28 protein-coding genes, 1 pseudogene and 1 other annotated feature are annotated in these 24669 nt (G+C 38.7%); of the genes and pseudogenes, 2 read left to right on the top strand and 27 right to left on the bottom strand.

The window, feature by feature from the left end; genetic code table 11:
• Window positions 1–30 precede the first annotated feature (30 nt).
• From KFZ56_RS09465 to KFZ56_RS09455, 3 genes and pseudogenes are all read right to left on the bottom strand, one after another.
• The gene (locus KFZ56_RS09465) at window positions 31–354 is read right to left on the bottom strand and encodes a LapA family protein (protein WP_222641712.1); all 324 of its coding nucleotides are present in this window, start codon (window positions 352–354) and stop codon (window positions 31–33) included.
• Window positions 355–457: 103 nt separating this feature from the next.
• A pseudogene (gene secDF, locus KFZ56_RS09460) lies at window positions 458–2715 on the bottom strand (protein translocase subunit SecDF).
• 71 nt (window positions 2716–2786) lie between these two features.
• Window positions 2787–3083, bottom strand: coding sequence for a post-transcriptional regulator (locus KFZ56_RS09455; RefSeq protein ID WP_222641710.1), 297 nt, complete (start codon window positions 3081–3083; stop codon window positions 2787–2789).
• A gap of 116 nt (window positions 3084–3199) precedes the next feature.
• Between KFZ56_RS09455 and spoVB the strand changes: the two genes are divergently transcribed.
• Window positions 3200–4750: a stage V sporulation protein B gene (spoVB, locus tag KFZ56_RS09450; protein ID WP_222641709.1), complete on the top strand. Its 1551-nt coding sequence runs from the start codon at window positions 3200–3202 to the stop codon at window positions 4748–4750.
• A gap of 51 nt (window positions 4751–4801) precedes the next feature.
• Here the strand turns inward: spoVB and KFZ56_RS09445 are convergent, their stop codons facing one another.
• On the bottom strand, window positions 4802–6100 hold the full coding sequence (locus tag KFZ56_RS09445; protein WP_222641708.1) for an ArsB/NhaD family transporter: 1299 nt from the start codon (window positions 6098–6100) through the stop codon (window positions 4802–4804).
• A gap of 602 nt (window positions 6101–6702) precedes the next feature.
• Between KFZ56_RS09445 and KFZ56_RS09440 the strand changes: the two genes are divergently transcribed.
• Window positions 6703–7083 carry a TIGR04086 family membrane protein gene (locus KFZ56_RS09440; RefSeq protein ID WP_222641707.1) on the top strand — a complete coding sequence of 127 codons (381 nt, stop codon included), beginning with the start codon at window positions 6703–6705 and terminating at the stop codon, window positions 7081–7083.
• Between the two features lie 224 nt (window positions 7084–7307).
• Here KFZ56_RS09440 and yajC read toward each other — a convergent pair whose 3' ends face one another.
• The 23 genes from yajC to mreC all read right to left on the bottom strand — a co-directional run bounded on the left by yajC (window position 7308) and on the right by mreC (window position 24661).
• Window positions 7308–7565: a preprotein translocase subunit YajC gene (yajC, locus tag KFZ56_RS09435; RefSeq protein ID WP_222641706.1), complete on the bottom strand. Its 258-nt coding sequence runs from the start codon at window positions 7563–7565 to the stop codon at window positions 7308–7310.
• Between the two features lie 30 nt (window positions 7566–7595).
• A complete protein-coding gene (gene tgt / locus KFZ56_RS09430; RefSeq protein WP_222641705.1) occupies window positions 7596–8735 on the bottom strand; it encodes a tRNA guanosine(34) transglycosylase Tgt in 1140 nt (379 codons plus the stop codon).
• A gap of 17 nt (window positions 8736–8752) precedes the next feature.
• On the bottom strand, window positions 8753–9781 hold the full coding sequence (queA, locus tag KFZ56_RS09425) for a tRNA preQ1(34) S-adenosylmethionine ribosyltransferase-isomerase QueA (RefSeq protein WP_222641704.1): 1029 nt from the start codon (window positions 9779–9781) through the stop codon (window positions 8753–8755).
• Window positions 9782–9800: 19 nt separating this feature from the next.
• Complete coding sequence (locus KFZ56_RS09420; RefSeq protein WP_222641703.1) at window positions 9801–9998, bottom strand: DUF2905 domain-containing protein; 198 nt, start codon at window positions 9996–9998, stop codon at window positions 9801–9803.
• The gene (gene ruvB, locus KFZ56_RS09415) at window positions 9995–11002 is read right to left on the bottom strand and encodes a Holliday junction branch migration DNA helicase RuvB (RefSeq protein WP_222641702.1); all 1008 of its coding nucleotides are present in this window, start codon (window positions 11000–11002) and stop codon (window positions 9995–9997) included. The genes KFZ56_RS09420 and ruvB overlap by 4 nt, the downstream gene beginning before the upstream one ends.
• A 12-nt stretch (window positions 11003–11014) precedes the next feature.
• Window positions 11015–11617: a Holliday junction branch migration protein RuvA gene (gene ruvA / locus KFZ56_RS09410; protein WP_222641701.1), complete on the bottom strand. Its 603-nt coding sequence runs from the start codon at window positions 11615–11617 to the stop codon at window positions 11015–11017.
• Between the two features lie 93 nt (window positions 11618–11710).
• On the bottom strand, window positions 11711–12442 hold the full coding sequence (locus KFZ56_RS09405; protein ID WP_222641700.1) for a YebC/PmpR family DNA-binding transcriptional regulator: 732 nt from the start codon (window positions 12440–12442) through the stop codon (window positions 11711–11713).
• 103 nt (window positions 12443–12545) lie between these two features.
• Entirely contained in the window at window positions 12546–13109 is a 564-nt protein-coding gene (locus KFZ56_RS09400; RefSeq protein ID WP_222641699.1) for a YhcN/YlaJ family sporulation lipoprotein, read from the bottom strand.
• 52 nt (window positions 13110–13161) lie between these two features.
• Window positions 13162–13923 carry an NAD(+) synthase gene (gene nadE, locus KFZ56_RS09395; protein ID WP_222641698.1) on the bottom strand — a complete coding sequence of 254 codons (762 nt, stop codon included), beginning with the start codon at window positions 13921–13923 and terminating at the stop codon, window positions 13162–13164.
• A gap of 25 nt (window positions 13924–13948) precedes the next feature.
• Window positions 13949–14914, bottom strand: coding sequence for a phosphotransferase (locus KFZ56_RS09390; RefSeq protein ID WP_222641697.1), 966 nt, complete (start codon window positions 14912–14914; stop codon window positions 13949–13951).
• The gene (gene safA / locus KFZ56_RS09385) at window positions 14901–15893 is read right to left on the bottom strand and encodes a SafA/ExsA family spore coat assembly protein (RefSeq protein ID WP_222641696.1); all 993 of its coding nucleotides are present in this window, start codon (window positions 15891–15893) and stop codon (window positions 14901–14903) included. Before safA ends, KFZ56_RS09390 begins: the two co-directional genes overlap by 14 nt.
• A gap of 127 nt (window positions 15894–16020) precedes the next feature.
• Window positions 16021–16872 (bottom strand): prephenate dehydratase, encoded by an 852-nt coding sequence (gene pheA / locus KFZ56_RS09380; RefSeq protein ID WP_222643959.1) that lies wholly within the window; start codon window positions 16870–16872, stop codon window positions 16021–16023.
• Between the two features lie 59 nt (window positions 16873–16931).
• A complete protein-coding gene (gene obgE / locus KFZ56_RS09375; protein ID WP_222643958.1) occupies window positions 16932–18212 on the bottom strand; it encodes a GTPase ObgE in 1281 nt (426 codons plus the stop codon).
• Window positions 18213–18226: 14 nt separating this feature from the next.
• Entirely contained in the window at window positions 18227–18751 is a 525-nt protein-coding gene (locus tag KFZ56_RS09370; protein WP_222641695.1) for a Spo0B domain-containing protein, read from the bottom strand.
• Window positions 18752–18894: 143 nt separating this feature from the next.
• Window positions 18895–19185, bottom strand: a complete 291-nt coding sequence (gene rpmA, locus KFZ56_RS09365; protein WP_222641694.1) for a 50S ribosomal protein L27 — start codon at window positions 19183–19185, stop codon at window positions 18895–18897.
• A 14-nt stretch (window positions 19186–19199) separates the two neighbouring features.
• Window positions 19200–19529, bottom strand: coding sequence for a ribosomal-processing cysteine protease Prp (locus tag KFZ56_RS09360; protein ID WP_222641693.1), 330 nt, complete (start codon window positions 19527–19529; stop codon window positions 19200–19202).
• A gap of 12 nt (window positions 19530–19541) precedes the next feature.
• Window positions 19542–19850, bottom strand: coding sequence for a 50S ribosomal protein L21 (gene rplU, locus KFZ56_RS09355; RefSeq protein WP_222641692.1), 309 nt, complete (start codon window positions 19848–19850; stop codon window positions 19542–19544).
• Between the two features lie 13 nt (window positions 19851–19863).
• Window positions 19864–19937, bottom strand: a sequence feature (ribosomal protein L21 leader region).
• A gap of 70 nt (window positions 19938–20007) precedes the next feature.
• Window positions 20008–20868: a M50 family metallopeptidase gene (locus KFZ56_RS09350; protein WP_222643957.1), complete on the bottom strand. Its 861-nt coding sequence runs from the start codon at window positions 20866–20868 to the stop codon at window positions 20008–20010.
• Window positions 20858–21625 (bottom strand): M23 family metallopeptidase, encoded by a 768-nt coding sequence (locus KFZ56_RS09345; protein ID WP_222641691.1) that lies wholly within the window; start codon window positions 21623–21625, stop codon window positions 20858–20860. Before KFZ56_RS09345 ends, KFZ56_RS09350 begins: the two co-directional genes overlap by 11 nt.
• 121 nt (window positions 21626–21746) lie before the next feature.
• Window positions 21747–22544 carry a septum site-determining protein MinD gene (minD, locus tag KFZ56_RS09340; RefSeq protein ID WP_222641690.1) on the bottom strand — a complete coding sequence of 266 codons (798 nt, stop codon included), beginning with the start codon at window positions 22542–22544 and terminating at the stop codon, window positions 21747–21749.
• The gene (gene minC / locus KFZ56_RS09335) at window positions 22537–23223 is read right to left on the bottom strand and encodes a septum site-determining protein MinC (protein WP_222641689.1); all 687 of its coding nucleotides are present in this window, start codon (window positions 23221–23223) and stop codon (window positions 22537–22539) included. Before minC ends, minD begins: the two co-directional genes overlap by 8 nt.
• A 29-nt stretch (window positions 23224–23252) precedes the next feature.
• Entirely contained in the window at window positions 23253–23792 is a 540-nt protein-coding gene (mreD, locus tag KFZ56_RS09330; protein ID WP_222641688.1) for a rod shape-determining protein MreD, read from the bottom strand.
• Window positions 23792–24661 carry a rod shape-determining protein MreC gene (mreC, locus tag KFZ56_RS09325; RefSeq protein WP_222641687.1) on the bottom strand — a complete coding sequence of 290 codons (870 nt, stop codon included), beginning with the start codon at window positions 24659–24661 and terminating at the stop codon, window positions 23792–23794. Before mreC ends, mreD begins: the two co-directional genes overlap by 1 nt.
• Window positions 24662–24669 lie beyond the last annotated feature (8 nt).

The following is a 24669-nucleotide window of genomic DNA, read 5'->3' as shown; positions in this document are numbered from 1 at the left end:
GTAGAGCCAGGGGGAGCAATTAGAATTCGTTTATTCTTTTGTATGACCTTTCTCTTCTAATTCTTTGTCCGCTTCTTCTTCCACGAGATTGTTATCCTGAAGTGTTTGGCGCATCTTTTTATTTTCCGTCTGTAATTTCTTCACTTCCCGTTGCAAATGGAACATTTTCAGCATCCCAACAGCAGCTGTAATTATTCCTCCCATCAATACGGAAAATAATATAATTAAGATGAGTGGTGATTCCCCACTCCAGAATAAATAATTCACTTCCACCGGATCCACATTTGTCACCGCAAAAACCGCTATAATGATTACAAAAATAATAGCGAAAATAACATATGTCTGCCCTCTCAATATCAGAAACCTCCCTTTGATCTTCGTACAATGAAACATACCCTTTTTTCTATTTTTTTAAGCATAAACCCTTGCTACTATATGTAACAAGGGCTTGCGCATTTTATACTTGTGGTCCTTCCACCTTTTTTTCTTTGTAAAATCAACAGGCCTTTTTTTGATCATTCTCTTACGCCATACCAACCACAGTTGGGATGCAAGGAATAATGATGAATAGGCTCCCGCTACCAACCCTACTGCTAATGCAATAGCAAAACCGGTGATCGATTGGGCTCCCAGGAATAAAAATGCCAAGACAGCAATCAATGTTGTAATGGTTGTGTTAATACTTCTTGGAAATGATTGTACCAAACTTCTGTTTACAATAACTGCCAATTCCTTTGCAGATGTTACCCGTTTTTTCTTCATACGTAGATTTTCTCTAATCCGATCAAATATCACAATGGTATCATTGATGGAATATCCGACAACCGTCAACACAGCTGCTACAATCGTTACATCAAACTCAATCTGGGTGAAGCTGAATACGGCAAGCATGATAAATACATTATGCAATAATGTGATAATCGCCGTTATAGCAAAGAATAACTCAAATCGAAGCGCTACATAGATGATCATCGCAACAGAAGCGATCGCAACAGCGTATATCGCATTTTTCACAAGTTCTTGACCGACAATTGGAGATACAACACTTATGCTGGGGTCTGTCCCATATTTTTCGCCAAAAAACTCCTGTACTTCTGCTACTTCCTCTTCTGAAAGCACAGTATCAAACTGCGTCACCGCTACATCATTATTATCACCTGAAAGAACGATGGACTCTGCCTCCAGATCAAGAGCTTCCCAACCTTCTTCCACTTCTTCGGTTGTTAAACTACTATCTGATACCACTTCAACCCGTGAACCACTAGAGAAATCAACGCCCGGATTTAGCTGGAACAAAGCAAACGAAATAGTACCGACTACCACAATTGCAATGGAAATGATAAAAAACTTTTTCCGATGTTTTACTACACTAACCTCACGATTAAAGATTCTTGGCTCTTCCTGATTATTAGACGCAATATCTTTGATGTCGCTTTTTTTAACCCCAAACCAGCCTTTATGATTTGCTAAAAAGCGGTTCTTCATCCATAGCCCTAAGAGAAGTCTGGTTCCAAATACTGCTGTAAGGAAGCTGATTAATATGCTGACAATTAACATCGTTGCAAAGCCTTTTACAGAGCTTGTACCAAATATAAATAGTATCGATGCGGCCAGTAAGGTTGTAATATTGGCATCAAAAATGGTTGATAATGAATTTTTTGTCCCCGTTTTAAAGGAAGACATTACCGATTTACCTGATCGCAATTCCTCTTTAATTCGCTCAAACGTAATTACGTTCGCATCAACCGCCATACCAACACCCAATATCAAAGCAGCTATACCAGGCAGAGTCAATACACCATTCATTAAATCAAATACTAATAAAACCAAATACGTGTAAATGGCTAAATTAATCGTTGCGATTATACCTGGAAAACGATAAACAACGATCATAAATAAAAGGATTAAACCAATTCCTACAAATGCTGCAAAAATGGTTTGATTTAACGCCTCTTCACCAAATTGTGCTCCTACAGACGTAGAGTATAGTTCTGTCATATTAACTGGTAAGGAGCCAGAGTTAATAATGTCTGCCAATTGTTGTGCAGATTCAACCGTAAAGTCTCCGGTGATTTGCACATTGGTTGTGTTTAACGGCTCTGACACAGCTGGTGCAGAAACATATTTAGGGTCTTCTTTTTCCATCTCTTCCTGAAAAGAATCCCCCTCCTCATAATCCATCCAAATGACAAGCAGATTCTCAGGTGGTGTCATTTGACTTATTTCCGTTGTTACTTCCCCAAATTTTGAAGCATCTTGTAATTGCAATGTTACAATGGGCGAATTTGTCTGTTGATCAAAATCCTGCGTTGCACTTCCTTCACTTACATCTGACCCATCAAGCAACTCGTTATCATGTACATCGCGAAAAGAAAGTCTGGCCGAAGTTGACAGCATATCTCTAGCTTGAGTTTGATTTTCAACCCCTGCTAACTGGACCCGTATCCTGTCCTCTCCTTCAATATCTATATTTGCCTCACTAATTCCCAGACGATCCACTCGGTCGTTTAATGTTTCTACCGTACCTTCTAATAAATCCCTTGACACTTCTTGTTCTTCATCTACAGGTTCAATTTCATATAGTACTTCAAATCCACCCTGCAGATCCAATCCTAAATTTATATCCTTTGTAATTCCAGTAACCGTTGATCCAATCGTTCCGGCAAAAACAAGTACGATTAGAAAAAAGGCAACAATTCTGCCTCGCTTTTTCATTCACTATTTCCTCCCTTAATCTATACGGGTAATCCACTATGTATTAGAGGTTGTTCAAAAACTCACATTAATTATTCACTATTCGTTTCATTCGTTAAAGCAGTAATTGAAGCCATTAAATCATCATCCTGATATGCATTTACAGTTAAATAGCTCAAATAAACATTAGACCCTAGATGAAATATATCCTGTACAATTTCATATAAACGCTTGTTAGGATTACCTTTCCAAACTTTTTGGACAAGGCAATTCCAAATATCCTCATGATTAGCCTTCGTATATCCCATTATACGAAATTCATCTACTTTACTATTTAAAGCTGGCTTAACTGTATCTTTCCATTCATTTACGCTTTGTACGATGTCCACGTTCTTCCCTCCTATTATTCGGAGTATATATTTCCAACTTGTCATGCTTGACCCAAATACTTGCATATATATCATTGTATATTAAATTTTATTTTTTGAGAAGGCAGGTCTTGGAGATGGCCAAACAAACTTTTTTACAAGGCGCTTTAATATTAATACTGGCTGGCATGATCACCAGATTCTTAGGCTTTATCAACCGTTTAGTCGTTGCTAGACTAATGGGCGAGGAAGGTGTCGGCCTATATATGATGGCAATACCAACATTGTTTTTAGTCATGACGCTCACACAGCTTGGATTGCCTGTTGCTATAGCAAAACGTGTTGCGGAAGCCGAAGCAAAAAATGACCAAACCAAAATTAAGAAAATACTAACGGTATCCTTGATTATTACCGGAATATCCAGTGTCATTTTCACAGTAACCATGATTTTTGCAGCACCATTTATTTCCACAACCTTGCTTACAGATGATCGCACATTATACCCGTTACTGGCAATAAGTCCGATTGTTCCTATTATAGCGATATCTTCGGTCCTAAGAGGGTATTTTCAAGGAAAACAAAATATGAAACCACAAAGCTATTCTCAAGTGATTGAACAAGTTGTTCGAATCACCTGTGTAGCCATTTTTATCAAAGTCCTTCTACCTTATGGGGTTGAATATGCAGCTGCTGGTGCCATGTTTAGCGTTATTCTAGGTGAATTTGCTTCACTCCTTTATATGATTCATCGATTCAAACGAAAGAAAACCATTAAAATACGCGCCCATTTTTTCACCTATTTAAAAAGGAGTAAACATGTATTAAGAGAATTATTCTCGATCGCACTCCCCAGTACCGGAAGCCGTTTGATAAGCTCGATTTCAAATTTTCTGGAACCGATATTGGTTGCACAAAGTTTAGCCCTTGCAGGATATTCGGCTTCAATGGCAACCAAACAATACGGAGAATTGACCGGTTATGTAATTCCATTATTATTCTTGCCCACATTCATAACCCAATCTCTGTCCATTGCGCTTGTTCCTTCAATCTCTGAAGCAGCAGCAAAACAAGACAAGAAGTTAATTCATTATCGGATCCATCAATCTGTCCGGATCTCCTTTGCATCTGGAGCCATTGCTACAATTGTGCTTTCCCTTTTCTCTGTTCCCATTTTAACATATATGTATGGAACGGCTAATGCAAGTCATTTTTTGATTCTGATGGCTCCCTTTTTTATTTTATTATATATTCAATCCCCATTACAAGCTGCCTTACAAGCACTTGACTTAGCTAGACCGGCGATGTGGAATAGCTTGATTGGTGCAGCATGTAAATTTATAGTACTGGTCTTCCTTGCCTCTAACCCGAACTTTGGTATTATGGGGGTAGCAATTGCAATGTCTGTAGGTGTAGTACTGGTAACATTATTACATTTAGCTGCACTGCAGAAAACAATTGGCTTCTCCATTCCTTTTAAGGATATCAGCAAAATGATCGGCCTAATTGGGCTAACATGGGGCGCAGGAGATTTGCTTAAAAAAATATATGAACATATGAACCCCCATATTGTCATTTTCCTTATCGTATTAATCGTATTAACATGTATATATATCGTGTTTCTCTTCTTATTAAAATTCATTACAAAAGAGGAATTAAAACAAATTCCTGTTATTCAAAAGTTTATATAAAGAGGATGTTCAAAAAAAGCGGCACTTATTCTTAAATAAGCACCGCTTTTTTCAGGTTTGTCCCATATAAGGCAATAAATAACGCAAATAAATATAAATAGAAGCTATCACAAGCGATAATAAGACAAAAGGAACTCCGTACAGCATAAATCGAATGAAGGGAATCTTCTGTTTCGCACCTTCTGCAAGCCCTGCTACTACAACATTGGCGGATGCTCCGACCAATGTGGCATTCCCTCCAAGACATGCGCCTAAGGCCAGGGACCACCAAATCGGGTCCAAATACATCATTCCATAACTTTCAAACTCGTGAACCACTGGAATCATCGCAGCCACAAACGGGATATTATCAACAACACCTGAAAACAATCCTGAAACCCATAAAATTAATATTGCCGTACTTGTGTAATCACCATCTGTGGTAAGAACGATTGCTCTTGCCATCTCATCAATTACCCCAACTTCCTCAAGCCCTCCAACCAATACAAAGAGACCAATAAAGAAAAACAATGTGACCCATTCTACCTTTTCAAAAATGAGTTCTGTCGAAAGTTCACGCTCTGTTAGTAATAAGAGTAAAATTGCTCCGGATAACGCAATGACCGTTAATTCAATATGTAGAAAGGCGTGCATCATAAAACCAGTAATCGTCATGAGTAAAACGGTAATAGACTTGTACAACATTGGTGATTTTATTAAATGTTCCTTAGCATTCATTGCCATTAGTTCATCACTATTTATTTCCAGATTACGCAATGACTTACGGAAAAGAAAATAGATGACTATTAGCATCACCATAAACATAATCAAGGCAAGTGGCGCTAAATGAATTAAAAAGGATGAGAATGTCAGGTGCTCCACGGCCTGACCAATCATGATATTGGGTGGGTCCCCAATTAAAGTAGCTGTACCTCCAATATTCGAACTGAAAATAATGACTAATAAAAAAGGAAATGAAGGTAATTGAAGCATCTTCGTTATTTTTAACATAATAGGAACAAATATTAAAACGGTTGTTACATTGTCTAATAATGCGGATCCAATCGCTGTTAATACACCCGCACCAAACAGTAATGGTAGAGGAGATCCTCGAACTTTTTGTGCAAAACGAATGGCAATAAAACTGAACAGACCGGTTTTTTCCGTAATTGAGATCAACACCATCATAGAAAATAATAATGCGATTGTATTCCAGTCAATATAATTCAAAAAAACATCATCTACCGTATAAATCCCTGTGAGCAATAATAACGTACCACCTGAAAGTGCCACAACTGCCCGATTTATCCTATCAGTCATGATAAAAAAGTAACTGACCAGAAAAATAGTCGTTGCAAGAATGATATCCATTATACACCTTCTTTCATTTAGACTCTTTTATACGTATCGTTGCTTTTACATCTTTGCAGTTGATAGAAACTGCGACGTATTTTGAAAATAACATTGATGCTTTAACCACCGCTCCGGAAACACACTATGCTTTCCGCGGGCGGCTGGTGAGCCCTCTCGCGCTGCGCACTTCGAGGTCTCACCTAGGCCTTGCCTCCCGCAGGAGTCTTCGTGTATTTCCTCCGCTAGCATTAGCTACTATATATTATTAGTGTAATAAAACGGTACTGCCTCCTTGCTGTCAGTAGTCCGGGTGAGTGGAGGGCAATCGACTCCTGCTCAGAATAACGTGTCCAGACCTGAGCAGGAAGCGGTTTTCTTCCGAGGAGGCTGAGGCCGTGCCCTAAGGTGCGCGATTGCCCGTAACGATCCCGGACGGCGATGAATATTGCACACTACGTCACAGTTTCTATTTATTGGACAATAGCAACAATCTGTTAAAAAACAGCCTTCTTAAAAATATCCTATATTCATGTCTATGCAGAGAAAAACAAAATATTTTTCGTCTATTTTATAAATTGATGAATAAAATGTTGTAAATGGACAAACGTGGAGGGATTTTCATGCGAAAAAATCAATTCATTGCCTTACTGTATGGTTGGATTGTTGTATTGGGGTTCATTCTTATCGCCAGCGTTATTTTAGCATTCTTTCTCAGTTTCACGACATTTAATGAACCCACTTTAACATGGGTAACATTGGCTATTGGATTACTAGCATTATTCCTTGGTGGGATTGTTGCAGGTGTTAAAGGAAAGGTGAGAGGTTGGATTATTGGAGGAGTTATCGGCCTAGGTTTCACACTCTTCATTTTTTTAGTGCAGTACTTAGGCTACCAGCAAATGTTTTCATTGGAACAATTACTGCATCACATTGGTTATATAATAGCAGCACTTTTCGGCGGTGTCATTGGGGTAAATACCGCCGGACCGGCAAGCGAATAAATAAACAGCTTGTTTCATAAGTATTGTGAAATCTTCGCAGTGATGTAAACGGCTGTGCTTGTTAATTCACCGCTACGGAAATATACTTCGCACACCTTAGGGCGGCTGATGGGAGCGATCGCACACTTACGTTACAGTTTATATTGTTTGCGTCACATGCAGCAGTCTTTTAGATGACAACCAAATGAAAAGAGGACAGTGCATTTGCGCTGTCCTCTTCCTATTTATGACTTCACTTCCCGAATAGCTGAACGGTCATATGTAAGTTTAACCCCATCACTGGATGCGATGACTACAGTTTGTTCATCAATCGCATGAACTTCACCATGAAGGCCACCAATGGTGACAACAGCATCTCCTTTTTGAAGATCCGCTTGCATTTGTTTTACCTGCTTTTGCCTCTTTTGCTGTGGACGGATCAGTAGAAAATAAAAAATGACAAACATTAATATAATCGGTGATAATGATACGAGCATCTCCATTTCGTTTCCCTCCCTTCTGAGTGTTTACTTTTAAAAATTCTTTGCACCAGGCTGATTTAATCCATATTGTTCAAAGAATCTCTCTTTAAAGTCACCAAGACGATCTTCGCTTATCGCAATTCGTACTTGCTTCATCAATTTTAACAGAAAATACAAGTTATGATAAGTAGTAAGTCTATAACCGAATGTTTCCTTGCATTTTATTAAATGACGGATATACGCTCGGGAATAATTTTTACATACATGGCAGTCGCAACTGGCATCAATGGGACCAAAATCTCGTGCATATTTCGCATTCCTTACGACTAATCTTCCGTTTGAGGTCATGCATGTCCCATTTCGGGCAATTCTGGTTGGCAGCACACAATCAAACATATCAACCCCCCGGATTGCCCCATCAATTAATGAATCCGGTGAGCCTACGCCCATTAAGTAACGTGGTTTATCCGCAGGCAATAATGGTGTGGTAAACTCCAACATCCGATTCATAACATCTTTTGGTTCACCAACAGAAAGTCCTCCAATAGCATAACCTGGTAGATCCAACGAAGATAGATCCCTAGCACTTTGCCTTCTCAGTTCTTCATATTCACCGCCTTGAATAATGCCAAATAGACCTTGATCCTGCTTGCGATTATGCGCCTTTAAGGATCTTTCTGCCCAGCGAGACGTTCTTTCTACGGAAGATTTCATGTAATCATAGGACGCCGGATACGGAGGGCATTCATCAAATGCCATCATAATATCAGACCCAAGTGCATTTTGTATTTGCATCGCTTTTTCCGGTGATAAAAATAGTTTTTCCCCGTTTAAATGATTACGAAAATGAACTCCTTCTTCCTTGATTTCCCGCATATCACTTAGGCTGAAAACCTGAAAACCTCCAGAATCAGTCAGGATAGCCCCATCCCAATTCATAAATTGATGAAGCCCCCCTGCTTCCTGTACGATATCCGCACCAGGACGAAGCCATAAATGGTACGTATTGGAAAGAATAATATTCGCATTCATTCCCATTAATTCTTCCGGGCTCATCGTTTTAACGGTTGCCAATGTACCAACAGGCATAAATGTGGGTGTATCAAACGACCCATGTGGTGTGTGGACTCGCCCAAGCCTTGCTCCTGTTTGTTTACACGTTTTAATAAATTCATATGTTATAGATGGCATATTATTCATTTCCTCTACTATAAAATTAACATCGCATCACCAAAGCTGAAAAATCGATATCGCTCTTTAACAGCTTCCCGATATGCGGAGAGTATGGTTTCTTTATCGCTTAAGGCACTCACAAGCATGATTAACGAGGACTTTGGCAGATGGAAATTGGTAATTAACCCATCAATAGCCTGAAATTCATATGGAGGATAAATGAATATATCTGTCCAACCACTTGCCTCCTCAAATACGCCTTGGTTATCACGCGCGATGGTCTCAAGTGTTCTCGTTGATGTAGTCCCAACAGAAATAATCCTTCCATCCCTCGCTTTCACACGGTTGAGCGTTTCTGCCGCCTCTTTTGACATGTGGTAAAATTCAGCATGCAATTTATGATCATCAATATTTTCTACATTTACCGGACGGAATGTGCCAAGACCTACATGCAACGTGATAAAAACAATTTCCACCCCCATTGCTTTTAATTCATCCAATAATTCCTCTGTAAAATGCAGACCCGCTGTCGGTGCAGCTGCCGAACCTTCTTCTCTGGCGTAAACGGTCTGATATCGTTCTTGTTCAGATAACTTCTCTTTTATATATGGAGGCAATGGCATTTCCCCAAGCTCGTCTAAAATTTCATAAAAGATACCAGTATAGGAAAATTCCAATATGCGTCCACCATGGTCTTTAACCCCCGTACAAACAGCTTTCAGTTTACCTTCCCCAAAGCTGATCTCGGTGCCAATTTTAATTTTTTTCGCTGGTTTCGCCAAAACCTCCCAACTGTCGCTGTAGTCTTGATGGAGCAACAATATCTCCACCTCAGCTCCAGTATCTTGTTTTACGCCATACAATCTCGCCGGAAGAACACGGGTATCATTCAAAACGAGGCAATCCCCTTCGTTAAAATATGCTTTGATATCTGTAAAATGCGCATGATTGATTTCTTTTGTATGCCGATTTAAAACGAGCAAACGCGAGCTAGCCCGGTCATTAAGCGGAGTCTGTGCAATTAATTCTTCTGGTAAGTCAAAATCAAATTCTTCTATATTCATGATGAAACTCCTTTACAACTTAACGAAACCTTCCAATGATAAAAAAGATAAGTGTCAAAATAAGACTTACAAGAATAGAGGTCATTATTGGAAAATGGAAGGAGAAATTTCCTTTCCGAAAACTGATATCACCTGGTAATCTCCCAATAAATGTCCATATAATACCAATGATTAAAAATGCAATACCCAGTATAATAAACAGCTTACCAATATTCATTGCTCTTCATTCACTTTCATTCCAAAGTGCTCATAAGCCTTCGGTGTTGCAATTCTTCCTCTAGGCGTGCGTTGCACGAAGCCGATTTGCAGTAAATAAGGTTCGTAAACATCTTCAATCGTTTGCGATTCTTCTCCTATCGTTGCTGCAAGTGTATCCAGACCTACCGGACGACCCTTGAATCCTTCCATAAGTCCTTTTAAAAGCTTATGGTCCATATGATCCAAACCGACGTCATCTACCTGAAGCATCTCTAATGCAACATTGGTGGTTTCTAAGCTAATTTTACTTTCCCCTTTTACCTGTGATATATCACGGATTCTTTTGAGTAACCGATTAGCAATGCGCGGCGTTCCTCGGGACCTGCAAGCTATTTCAGCAGCTGCATCATTCCTAATCGTTGTCTCAAAAATAGCGGAGGTTCGCTCTACAATCAACTGCAAATCATCAGGATCATAAAATTCCAATCTGCTCAGAACACCGAAACGATCGCGCAAAGGAGCAGACAGGAGACCTGCACGCGTTGTAGCACCAACAAGTGTAAAAGGTGGTAAATCTATTCGCACCGAACGAGCACTGGGTCCAGTACCGATTACAATATCAAGGAAGAAATCTTCCATAGCCGAATACAAGACTTCTTCTACTGCACGTGGAAGCCGATGCACCTCATCAATAAACAACACATCACCAGGTTCAAGGGAAGAAAGGATCGCTGCCAAATCACCAGCACGTTCGATTGCAGGCCCGGAAGTAGTGCGAAAATGAACATCCATTTCATTCGCAATGATTGCTGCTAATGTTGTTTTCCCAAGACCTGGAGGTCCATATAGTAAAACATGATCAAGCGGTTCTTCACGCATTTTGGCCGCTTGAATAAATACAGTTAGGTTTTCTTTTATTTTATGCTGACCAATATACTGATTTAACGTTGTAGGCCGAAGACTAAGCTCATCTGTAGCTTCATCGCTTTGCAGTTCACCGGTGACCATACGCTCTTCTTCCATGATTATCCCCCCTTATGAATGTTTCATTAATAATGCCAGTGCTTTGCGAATGATCTCATCTGTATTGGTCGTATTTTCTTTTCGCAGCTCTGGAATAACTGTTTTAATTTCTCGTTCTGTATATCCTAGTGCTTTTAATGCTTCCTCTGCTTCCAGGAGTCCTTCACTTGTTGTATCAGGAGATTCAACGTCCATTTGATCTGAAATCATCAGCATGGTCGTTAATTTACCTTTTAGGTCAAGAATAATCTGTCTTGCTGTCTTTTTTCCGACACCTGGAAAGCTTGTTAAAAATTTATCATCTTCACGTTCAATAGCTGAAATAAATCCAGCAACGTCTACCGCACCTAATATAGCTAATGCTCCTTTAGGGCCTATTCCGGATACGGAGATCAATTTGATGAACAGCTGTTTTTCCTCTTCATTTTTAAAGCCATATAGTACTTGGGTATCCTCTCTCACGTAATGAAATGTATGAATCAATACTTCTTGATTTAAGGAGGATTGGAAGACAAAAGGATTGGAACAAACTATTTCATAACCAATACCATGGACATCCACCACAACTGAATCTTCTTGTATATATGTAAGATTTCCCTTTATATATGCAATCATGCAACCTTCTCCTTTATTCCATCTTTCATTTTACCATACCTATCCAACATTTAAAAAACTTCTATTCCTTTTAAAGCGAATAGAAGTTTTTACCTAGTCGGATTCCTCCAAATTATGATGAATGTCTTGTACATCTTCATTTTCTTCCAGCGTTTCAATCAGATTTAACATTTTTTGTTCATCATCGTCAGGTAAGCGACTGTAAGTCTGCGGGAAAAGTGTAACTTCACTGTCTTCGATTGTATAACCACTGTTTTTTAGATGGTCTAAAACTTCCTGAAAATGCTCAGGCGTTGTGTAAATTTCGTACACCTCATCTTCAGTAACAACATCTTCTGCACCCGCTTCAAGTGCCTCCAATGTTATTTCATCCTCATCAATCTCGCCGTCTTTATTTAAAATAACAATATAACCTCTTCGGTCAAACATAAAGGACACACTGCCATTTTCGCCTAAGTTACCATTATTTTTCTTAAACGCATGCCTGACCTCGGATGCAGTACGATTTTTATTATCTGTTAATACATTAATAATAACAGCAACCCCACCAGGTCCATAACCTTCATAGGTAATTTCTTCATAGTTTACTCCATCAAGGGCACCAGTTGCTTTCTTTATATTATGGTTAATATTGTCATTGGGCATATTATCTGATTTCGCTTTATCTATTGCAGTTCTCAACATGGGGTTGGTATCTGGATCCCCACCACCCTGTTTTGCCGCCGTATAGATATCCTTAGCATGACGCATGAAAATTTTCCCTTTTTTAGCATCCTGTGCATTCTTTCTTCTCTGTATATTTTTCCACTTCGAATGACCAGCCATCGGATATTCTCCTCTCCCGATTATTTCCTTTTTAACTATATCAAAAAAAGGGGAATGGGAAAAGAAAAACCTTCACGAAGAAGCGTTCACATAAATGAAAAACCTAATCATTTCTCTCAAAAAAATCTTTAATATAGTCCTCTACATCATAATTTTTGTTTTTTGAACCTGATCTGGCGTCCAGATTTTTCGCTTGGTCCCAGTATGCATCATCTGTATATACAACTATTTCTTTATCCGGTATCGCTTCACTTACCTCCGATTCAATCGAATCTTTTATATCATGATCAATATATTTTTCTTTTAAGATAACTGCAACGATGACCCGGTCATCAGTAGAGGCGACTTGTGCCTGGACAATATCTTTTCTGTCTTTTAATTGCTTGGAAAGCTCTTCTGATTCTTCATCTGTAAATTCATCGGTGTATCCATTGCTATAATCGGATGCATTGACTCCATTCTGATCACTTTGTGGATAGCCACCTCGATCTCCAATGGTTTGATCTCTTGTATTTAACCTATTATTTTGTTCTTCTTCTGTTTCATAATGGATAGGCTGCGTGGTGGAGTTTTCATTTGTGGTTTGCGTATGATCCGTGTCCGTATTGGCACAAGCAACAAATAACATGGTAATGACCAATAAAGGAAATAAGATTTTTTTATACATTTTAAAACCTCCCTTACGATTAGTTTGGATTAGGGAGGTTTTTTTACACAAGTCAATATAAGGAAGATGAATGATTGGATCTTCTAAATTGTGGTAAAGGCTCTCGTTTATGTGCCGTGCTAATATGCATTTGCTCAATGATCTCTTTATCTTTATCAGGAATTTCCTCTCCATTTAAGTAGGCATCAATTTTGTCATAGGTTGTTCCCATTTCATTTTCGTCTGTCTGACCTTCCCATAAATCAGCACTTGGTTCTTTGTTGACTAAGTTTTCAGGAACACCGAGGTAAGCTGCCATTTCCCGTACCTCTTGCTTGGTAAAATCGACCAGTGGCAGGATGTCAGCACCACCATCCCCATATTTCGTGAAATAGCCTGTATACCATTCAGAGGCATTATCTGTTCCTACAACGAGATAATTGTAATTTGCGGCTAATGCATATAAGGTGCTCATACGTAATCTTGCCCGAAGATTAGCTCCTGCCAGTTGATCATTATCCACATTAAATTGATTTTTCCCCTCTAATTGTTTAGTTATGGATTCATACATATCTGCATGGGTTTGAGTCAAATCGACTGTTATATTATCGATATCACAGCTTTTTATAACGTTTTGGGCGTCTTTCATATCAGAGGTTTGCGTCTGGATTGGTAACAATACCCCTAATGAAGCATCAGGAGCTGCCCTTTTGATTAAATGAGCAACTACTGCGGAATCAAGTCCGCCACTCACGCCTACCAGTAAACCTTTAGTACCTGCTTTCTTCACCTGTTGCTGTAACCATTCTACGATAGCTTCTACATGTTTTTTCATTTTGATATTCACTCCTCTAATTGCCTTATATCGATTCTAGCATCAATTTACTATTTTTAACAAAATTACTTCGTTTAATCCAAGCTTTTTCCATGATTGCTAAATAACGATATCTTCCTGATGCCGGTTTCCTATATAAATAATGAAGCCATTCTCTCATAACATCACTTGGAATACATATCGCATAAACCCAAGCCTTAACATCGCTTTCTTGTACCATCTGGTATGCAAGCAGCTTATCAGGATCCCAATTTATATAAGGTAGGAATCGTTGACCTAATTGAATATAATCATGCATTTGTGTCGTACACGTCAATAAATCAAAATCAATGATATGTGTACCAGTTTGCCGCAAAAAATTATGGGAAGCAACATCACCATGTATCCACTCACCTTTCCTTTTAGCAGCTAATTCATAGCTTTCCCAAGGAAATTGTCTTATCAGACGTAAATGGATGGTCGTTAGTTGTACTATATCCTTATATAAATTTTCAAAACCATGTTTTTTAAAAATGGGGGCGGTTTTTTTAAACAATAAAAACCGTTGATACCACTGCATGAATAAATAATCCCCCCTTGGAACATTTGTAATATGAATATTTTTGGCGCTGTAATGAAAATTTTTTAGTGCTTTGACAGCTTCCAGTCTATCTGCAGCTAGATTATAATTTAATTTTTCTCCTTCGATAAATGGTGTTATTGTCCAATATTTATTATTTCTACTTATTATTTTACGTCCATTTGGATACCTTTTAAAAGGGACCACATTGGACTTGTCAATTTCATCAAAGAAGTCCCATTGCAGATTCACATTTTCTTGCTTGTTATGCTTTTTTAATATAAGTTTCTCATTCTCAACCGTTTGAATCAAAAATACAGAAGAATTTATGAAGGAAATTTTCTCTAGTGGTAACATTTTTCCTTCTTTAGATAAAAAAGAAGAGAGACGATATTTAAATTCGTCTCCTTGTTTCGAACTATTCATGTTCATGTTTATCTTCATCCTCTTCCTGATGAGATGGTGAAAATTCCGGATAAGCAGGTGGGTCTGGATATGGATGATTTTTCATTGAACCATCACCAAAATGTGGTGGATACATCGCGCTTGGTGGCATTTGACGGTGGAATTCAAATTCATGCATATTTTCGTTTCCATATTGTGGCTTAAAATGCTGATGGTGTTCTTTTTCAAACGATGGCATCGGCTGTGGTGGCATGAATGGATCCTTTTGTCCGCAACCACAATCCTTTTTAGGTTGCATCATAGCTCCAGGCATTTGCGGATGGAAGTCAGGATGTATCATTGGCTGTGGTGGTGGCCCAAAACCTTCAGGCACAGCCCCCATTGCAGGAAATGGTGCTGGTGGGTAACAAGGATGCACAATATGACAGCACATTGGAACCATTGGCATAGGCATCGGCTGCTGCATCGGTGGCTGTGGATGTGGCTTTGGTTTTATATCCTTATCCGCTTTTTCAGGGATTTTATCTTTCGTTTCCGTGTATTGTTGTTTTATTTTTGGAAAATCAACCGTTGTATAGTGGTCTTGCTCTAACATTGGCTTGGCTTTTTCTTTCTGTATCGGTTTTTCCTTCTGACTTGGCATTTTTGGCAATGGCTCTATCGGCTTTTGTTTTTCTTTCTGTATTGGCATTTTCGGCAATGGCTCTACTGGAATTTGGGGTTCCACTGTTTTTGGTTTCTCTTTATCATCTTCTTTTATCACTGGCATCGGCTTTGGAGAGATATCTTTATATGGAACCTGCTGCTCCTTATATGTTTCTTTAACGGACGTATCTTCCTTTTTCACCGTCTTTGATGAACCAGGTATTTTTATTTTCATGCCGGGCATGATCATATCCGGGCTGGATAATTGTGAATTGAGTTCTTTAACCTGTTCGAAATCAACACCATAACTCTTGGATATTTCCCACAATGTATCTCCTTTTTGAACAATGTGTATTTTCAAAACAAACCAAACTCCTCTCATTTCTGAAACTGGGCTAATTACTAATATCAACATATGCAATAAAAGGAGAAAAGTTGAAAGTTATTTAAAAAAGCCGCCGAACTTCATGAGAAGATCGACGGTGTAATTAAATATCCATCTGGAAAACAGGATATGTTCCTAGTACGTTCACTTGACATCCGAGTGCTTCCAGTTCAGCTTTCACCCCGGGAAAAAGCACATCATCAAAAGGTTGTTCGACATCGACAATAAAAAAGTAATTGCCTAGTCCGGTCTTCATTGGTCTAGATTCAATTTTTGATAAGTTCATTTTCCGCCAAGCAAAAGCTGAAAGCACCTGATGCAATGCACCTGCACGATCACTTGGCAGAGTTATCAGTAGACTGGTTTTCTCCGACTGAACGGGGTGATTGATCGTTAAATTATCCTTATCTTTTGTCAATACGACAAACCGTGTATGATTGTTTGGATAATCATGAATATTTTCCTGCATAATTTTCAATCCGAACTCACGCGCCGCTAATTCATTTCCAATAGCTGCTACATGCGTATTCCCTTCACTAACCATTTCAGCAGCCTTCCCTGTGGAAGCCGAAAAGCTTATTTTCGCACATGATAGATGCTGATGTATATATTGATGGCATTGTGCGATTGCATGACTGTGGGAATGGACTTCTTTAATTTCGGAAAGTTCCCCGGAAAAATCCGGATGTACCAGTAAATGCTGCTGAATGGGAACGACGATTTCAGCCTCAATTGGTAAGCGAACTTGGTGCACCAAATAATCCACTGTTAACTGCACAGTTCCTTCTATCGCATTTTCCAATGGCACGACACCGATATCTATTTGTTTTTTCTCAACAGCATCAATACATTCAGGGATTGTGTCAAAACCTTGTTTATGTTCCCCATTAAAAGCAGTGTCCACTGCTAATTTTGTAAATGTTCCTTTAGGTCCTAAATATCCTATCGTAGTCACCAAGCTTCTCTCCCCTCACGAACCGTAACCCAAATTTTTATCGTTAACATTTTATTCTTTTATTCCGTAAATTCAAATTCAAATTCAAGTAGACGAACGGTGTCTCCATCTTTGGCTCCACGTTTTCGTAGTTCTTCATCAACACCCATTCCGCGTATCTGTCTGGAAAAGCGTTGTACAGCCTCGTCCCTGTTAAAATCCGTCATTTTAAATAACTTTTCAATTTTATCGCCTGATAGAACATAAGCACCATCTGGGTCCCGAGATATTTTAAATGGCGCCTCCTCTTTCTGATAACGGTAGACTACCTTTTCTTCCGTGTCTTCCACTTCTATTGGTGCTTTCGGAATCGTATCTAATTTATCCGCAATAGCAAACAAAATTTCGCTTAATCCATTTTTCGTCAAAGCTGATATTTTATATATCGGAAAATCTTCTCCTACTTTTTCTTTAAAAAACGCTAAATTTTCCTCCGCACCAGGCATGTCCATTTTATTTGCTGCAATGATTTGCGGTTTGCTCATTAGTTTCTCATCGTATGCTTTTAGCTCCTGATTAATTTTTATATAATCATCATAGGGATCTCTCGCCTCTGTACTTGCCATATCAAGCATATGAACAATAACTCTTGTCCGTTCAATGTGACGAAGAAATTGATGTCCTAATCCAGTTCCCTTGTGCGCTCCTTCAATCAGACCGGGCAAATCAGCTAATACAAAGCTTCGCTGGTCCCTTGTATCAACGACACCAAGATTTGGGCTTAATGTTGTAAAATGATAATCAGCAATTTTAGGCTTTGCTGCACTAACAACAGAAATGAATGTGGACTTACCTACACTTGGAAAACCAACAAGGCCCACGTCAGCTATTAATTTCAATTCCACTTTAATATTTCGTTCTTGTCCGGGTTCCCCATTTTCAGCAATATCCGGAGCAGGATTTCGTGGGCTCACAAAACGTGAATTTCCACGTCCACCTCTTCCACCCTTCGCAATTACAGCTTGTTGCTTATGTGTGGTTAAATCTGCAATCACTTCATCTGTTTCCTCATCCGTTACTGTCGTACCAGGAGGTACTGGAATAATGAAAGCTAGTGCATTTTTTCCGTGTTGATTTTGGCTTCTCCCATTTTCTCCACGCTTTCCCTTAAAATGGCGATTATAGCGAAAATCCATTAATGTATTAAGTCCTTCGTCCACCTCAAAAATGATGTCTGCCCCATTTCCAGCATCACCACCGGCAGGACCGCCTTTTGGTACGTATTTTTCACGGCGGTATGCTACAAGACCATTCCCACCATCTCCTGCTTTCACATATACACTTACCTGATCCACAAACATCATTATTCACCTCATCAATGACATGGAATCGAAAATACACAGCATATACCGCTTGATTTTTCATCCATATCTACTACATTACTTAGATTCAATTTTTCTCTATTTAGTTTCAGACGATCTTCTCCTTCAATAAAAAGACGAATCTCGATTTGGAGGGGATTTGGTATTTCATTTAATTCTAAGTTCACTTCAACTAGTTGAGTGTCATCCAACGCTTGCCTTAGAGCATTTATAATATGCTTAGATTGTTCTGTCAATTGTCTATCAATCGTGCGCAAATCTTTGCATTCGGTATGTATGTGGTAAGTTATACGCCAATTATGAAACATACTGTTAAATTGTAGAAGCCATAACATAAACATAGGCGCATTTAAACTCATCAGTTTGCGTTCCTCATTATAATAGTCAAGCGTTTCTTTTAATTTAGCTTCTGCCTTATCTACTTTTTTCATACTTAAATAACCTTGTACAATTTGCAAATGATTCATTAAATCGTGCCTGTAATACTGTAAAACCTGCACCACTTCATCCGCCCTCATATATCTCACCCCACCTAAAGTATAGCAGAAAAACAGGAAAACTTCATTGCAAGCAATTAGATTGTTGCGAAAACGTAGCAATCTTTCTGCCAAAAAATAGGAAAACTCCAACCAAATAGCTGGTTGGAGTTAACATTCTATCATTATGCTTCTTGCGCTTGGGGATAGACACTCACTTTTTTACGATCACGACCAAAGCGTTCGTATTGTACAACCCCATCTACTTTGGAGAAAAGGGTGTCGTCTCCACCACGACCTACATTTTCACCTGGGTAAATTTTTGTACCGCGTTGACGAAATAAAATAGATCCACCAGTTACAAATTGACCGTCAGCACGTTTAGCACCAAGGCGTTTGGACTCGGAATCACGTCCGTTTTTTGTACTACCTGCACCTTTTTTCTGTGAGAAAAATTGTAAATCCAGACGTAGCATTATCTTGCACCTCCCTATACACGCTGTATTGTTATAAATTGTCTATATTCCATTTCAATCGATTTTAATGAAATTAGCATACCTTCAAATAAGAGCTGAGCCTTTTTCATTAACACACCATCAAGTGTTTCGGGTAAAGTGACATGTAGATATCCACCTTCACTTCCCTGTTCAATTTCCAGTTCTACCTGGCATAATTCCATTACTGCGTTCACCGCTCCAATGGAAACAGCTGATACACCTGCACATACTAAGTCATAACCATATGGTCCACTATCTGCATGTCCGGTGATTTGAAAAGCTGTAATCAGGTTATTTGATCGATACACCGTTACATGAATCATATGCAGATACCTTTATGCATTGATTTTGTCAATGACTAATTTTGTGTATGGTTGACGGTGGCCTTGCTTACGATGGTAGTTTTTCTTCGGTTTGTATTTGAAAACCGTAATCTTCTTCTGACGGCCATGTTTTTGAACATTAGCAGTTACAGTTGCACCATCAACATATGGAGCTCCAACTTTAACATTATCTCCGCCTACAAAAAGCACATTTTCAAATGTAACAGAATTGTTGTCATCTGCATCCACTTTTTCCACGTAAATCTCCTGGCCTTCAACAACTTTTATTTGTTTACCGCCTGTTTCAATAATTGCATACATAACTTGCACCTCCTAATCAACTCAGACTCGCCATACAGGCACTAAAGATTTTAGTTTATAACCTGATCTGTGCGGTTGTAGCACTGGTGCTACAATAAATTAACGTATTGATAATATCATGTTTACTAAAGGCATGTCAAGAATAGGCTGAAGTTTTTTATGAGATATAATGAACTGCCTCACCAATTGTTTTATTATACTGCTTTTCACGAAAAAACAGGAGCAAACAATCTGTTTCATCGACAGACCTTCGCTTATTGTCCGGATATGTAATATAAATAGGATGTTTCCTCTCCCGTCTGAACCGGGCAAATATATCCATCAAAGTGGCCTCATGCGGCACGACGATGGGATTTACAGCTTTAACAGCTGTATTTCCTTCATAACGCTTCAATAAAAAGCGGATAAACACATAATATCTTTTTTTCCATTCTGACCTATTTTCCATAAACAGAAATAGCATAACCAAAAAAGCACTTAATGTGAATGGAAAAAGAATCAACTGAAATATCAACACGAGCAAGCTGATGATCATGGAAAAAATAATAGCCGACTGATACGCCTTCTTATATGGTGAGAATGCGGATAAGCCTAAAAATAAAAGCTTGCCGCCATCCAATGGCCAAACTGGAAGTAAGTTAAATACAAGGATTACCGTATTATAATAAAAAATTAACTCCAAAATAGAAGGAGCTATAAAATCAGTAGAAGCCAGGAAAAATAAGAACAGGTAAATAATGAAATGCTGAAATGGACCCGCAACAGTAACAAGAGCCTCTTCTCGGATGGATCTGTTCCCATGTTCATCCGTATCCATGACCCCGCCAAAGACCCATAGCATAATACCTTGAATACGCCACTTAAAAACAATGGCTACAATATAATGGCCGAGTTCATGGAATAAAACAATGGTTACAATAATAGCTAATTCCATAAATGTACCTGTGACAAAAGAAATAAAGAGAAACACGATTAATACGGGATGGACGTGAATTTTTGGTAAATAATTACGGCGCATCGTCAACTTGTATCACCTGAACCGGGTCAATATAGTCATCTTCCTGCTCAATCGAAAAATAAACGGTTTCACTTTCCGCTGTTGGAGTAAATTGACCAACCCGTTGATTACTTGCCACAAATTGATATAAATGCACATCAACCGCACTTAAATGGCCGTAGGTTGAACTACTGCCATCCGCATGCTGAATGACTACCGTATTATTTGTTTCCCGATCATTTCCGGCAAAGACAACAACGCCATCACGTAATGCTGCTACATCGGCAGTTTCATCCGGAGCTATCATAATCCCAGTACCATTCACCTGAAACGTTTCTGTCACATCGCCGGACACCGGCAAGCCCTCCTGATTTGAGCTGACTGCAACTTGATCGTTTTGAGGTGTAAGAGCTAACGGGCTTCCAAAGGTTTCCTGGTACCATATATTTACTTTAGCAAATGGGAATTCATCTGTTAATGCACTGCTCGTCCATTCTTTGGGTTTCTGAAGGAATGCTGCATCTGTTTGCCCCAATAAAGCCACCCCGAAAAAAAGCATGACAGATAAAACACCCTTCAGCATGAACCGATAAGGAAATTTATGGCCTGTATTACTCTCAAATGTCGTATCCGAAAAACTTGGAAAGTAACCATGCTTTTCTTCCTCTTGCGGAAATGGTACTGGTAATTGCTTTTTCGAACTTTCATTACCAGTCAATCCACGTGTTTTCTTACGTTGTTCAATCGATTGGCGAACTTTCTTAACCCCTTTATTCATTTATCCTCACAATCCTTCTCATACGTTTATAACATTCTATGAGAAGAATGAGGTGTATATGAATGAACTAGGGAGAGTTTCACCTTTTCATCGTTGATAAAATCCCAATATGAAACATTCGCTATGACCGCATCCCAAAAAACTTTTTCATTTTCTGAAATACACCTTTTTCTTCTTCCAAGGATTGCAATGGGACGGTTTCTCCGAGTATTCTTCGAGCAATATTACGATAAGCAATAGATGCTTTAGAACTTGCATTTAAGGCGACTGGTTGTCCATTATTGGATGCTTTAATAACTTCATCATCATCAATAATGATTCCAATAAGATCAATGGAGAGCACCTGGACAATTTCATCAACTTCAAGCATGTCACCATTTTTCATCATGTGATTACGTATACGATTAATAGCCAGACTTGGCGGATCCATATCTTCTTTTTCCAACAAACCAATAATCCGATCTGCATCCCTGACACTAGATTTCTCGGGCGTGGTTACAACAATGGCCTTATCAGCTGCAACAATTGCATTTTGAAATCCTTGCTCAATACCTGCCGGACAATCAATAACAATATAATCATATTCCTGCTTCAATTCGGTAATGATTTTATGCATACCTTCTGTTGTTACCGATGATTTATCACTTGTTTGTGCGGCAGGTAACAATGATAAATCGTCAAATCGTTTATCCTTAATGAGTGCTTGTTTTACGTTACATCGTTCCTCAATGACATCCACAATATCAAAAATAATCCGATTTTCAAGTCCCATGATGACATCAAGATTTCGCAGACCAATATCTGTATCTATTAAACATACTTTCTTCTCGTTTAATGCCAGTGCTGTTCCAATATTGGCTGTTGTGGTTGTTTTCCCAACACCGCCTTTTCCAGAAGTAATGACAATTGCCTCACCCATTAGTAATCCTCCTTTCGAATCCACTAATCTCGCTTCTTTTATGTGAAATAATTTGTAGTCTATCAATGATAATTTTATCCTGTTTTTCGTCGATAAGACCACATTCCATATACACACCATCAGACTCATAGTCAGGAGCACGACTGATATAATCAGCTACTCGCAGTTGACTGGGCTTCATATAAGAAGCAGCTATAAATGCATTTCTATCTCCATTTACCCCTGCATGTGCAATCCCGAATAAGTTTCCCATAACATAAATATTACCTGTTGAAACGATCTTTCCTCCAGGATTCACATCTCCTATAAGTAAGAGATCTCCAGTAACTTCTAAAACCTGACCTGACCGAACAATCTGATTAATAGCTTTTATTTCACTATCTTCTTTCCACAGTAGAGCTTCTTCCTTTAGAATAACATCTGATTCAAAAGAATGAATGGTAAACCGATTGGCTTCATTTATGACGTTTCTTAATTGATCTTTTTGTTCTTCATATAAATAGCGGTTACCTGATTGCACTGTTACAGATACAATTGGTTCATTTTCTTTTGGACGGCTTGCCACAATTTTTTCTGTAAGTTCAGTGACAGCGTCTATAAAGGAACAAGACTCGTCGATAAATATGGTGAGCCCATCTCTTGTACCTTTAATCGTTATTAATTGTTTGTTGTCCCGCAATCAAATCACCTCATTAAAAAACATCATCATTATAATGATTTACTCCTAGATAATTGTTCTTGTCCCCATCTAAGGAGGGACTTCATTAGAATAGGATATAAAGCAGCAAGGAATAAGAGATTAGCTAAAACGGTTGGTAATAGCCGATACAGAAAATAATCCCTCCACAATACATCCGTAACGCCGACAACTTTAAAAATAGTATGGACGGAAATGTCTGATAAGGCAATCCCGATAGCACCTAATAATAGTGTTACAAAAATATTGCTGTGAAGCATTTTACGTAACCTGTGAACAATATAGATTACCAATGCATAGGAAAACATGTAAACTCCTAATACTCCTGTATACACGATGTCGATTAACAACCCAAAAATCAATGCATAAAGCACGGAGAAATATGTATATTCCTTGTCATAGAAAACGGCCATAAGCATTAAAAAACCAAGCACCCAATGCGAAACAATAAATAAATCACTCATGAATAAACCGGATGGTAATATTTCAAGTGCCACACCTTCCAGTATGAGTAACAGAAAGAGGATGAGCGGTAAATATAAACGTTTCATTACTCATTCTCCTCTTCATTATTACTGCCTTCCAATGCACGATCTACCACAATTACCTGATTAATATCGTACATATCAGCTGCTGGTTCAATTAGTGCTGTTTGTGTTAATCCATATTGATCAGGGACCGTTTCTTTTACTGTACCGATTGGTAAACCTGCCGGAAAAACGCCTCCCATACCTGATGATACAATCAATTCATCTTCTTCTAGTTCCTCATCAGACTCTTCGATAATCCGGAATAAAAGAGAATTACTTTCTTCATCAAATCCCTCAATCATTCCAAATATATCCTCTCCCTCATCACGAGAGACAGTAGCAGAAATCCGATTAAACTGATCAAAACCAGTAAGCAACTGAACGGTTGAAGTTGATTGGTGCGCATGTTGGATTTTACCTACCATACCCTCAGCAGTAATAACAGCCATGTTCTCGGTAATACCATCCTGCTGACCTTTATTAATTGAAATCTGCTCAACCCAACGCTCGGGAGAACGGGATACAACAGTTGCCTGAATTGGATTATAGTCCCTGATTGAATCCGTAACTTCAAGCGTATCTCTTAGTTCCTCATTTTCCTCTTCAAGTTCCTGTACATCATAAATTAGCCCTTTATATTCCGATAATTTTTCTTTTAAAACCTGGTTCTCCTCATACGTATTCCGGATATCCTCGATATTGGCGAATATATCTGTTACAAAATTAACTGGAGCATGAACGACACTCTGTGTCCACCCAACCGAATCATTAATAAATTCTTCTACTATGGTTAGATTCTCTCGATCCCTTAATGAAAACCCAATTAATGCAACAAGTATAATAAAACTAATTAAAAGAATAAATAATCTTCTCTTGCGAAAAAATGACATCAAAACAC

This window comes from Virgibacillus sp. NKC19-3, from assembly GCF_019837165.1.
GTDB classification, from domain to species: Bacteria; Bacillota; Bacilli; order Bacillales; family Amphibacillaceae; genus Virgibacillus_L; species Virgibacillus_L saliphilus.
Note: the sequence above shows the minus strand (reverse complement) of the source record. Positions and strands in the feature narration are given on the sequence as shown.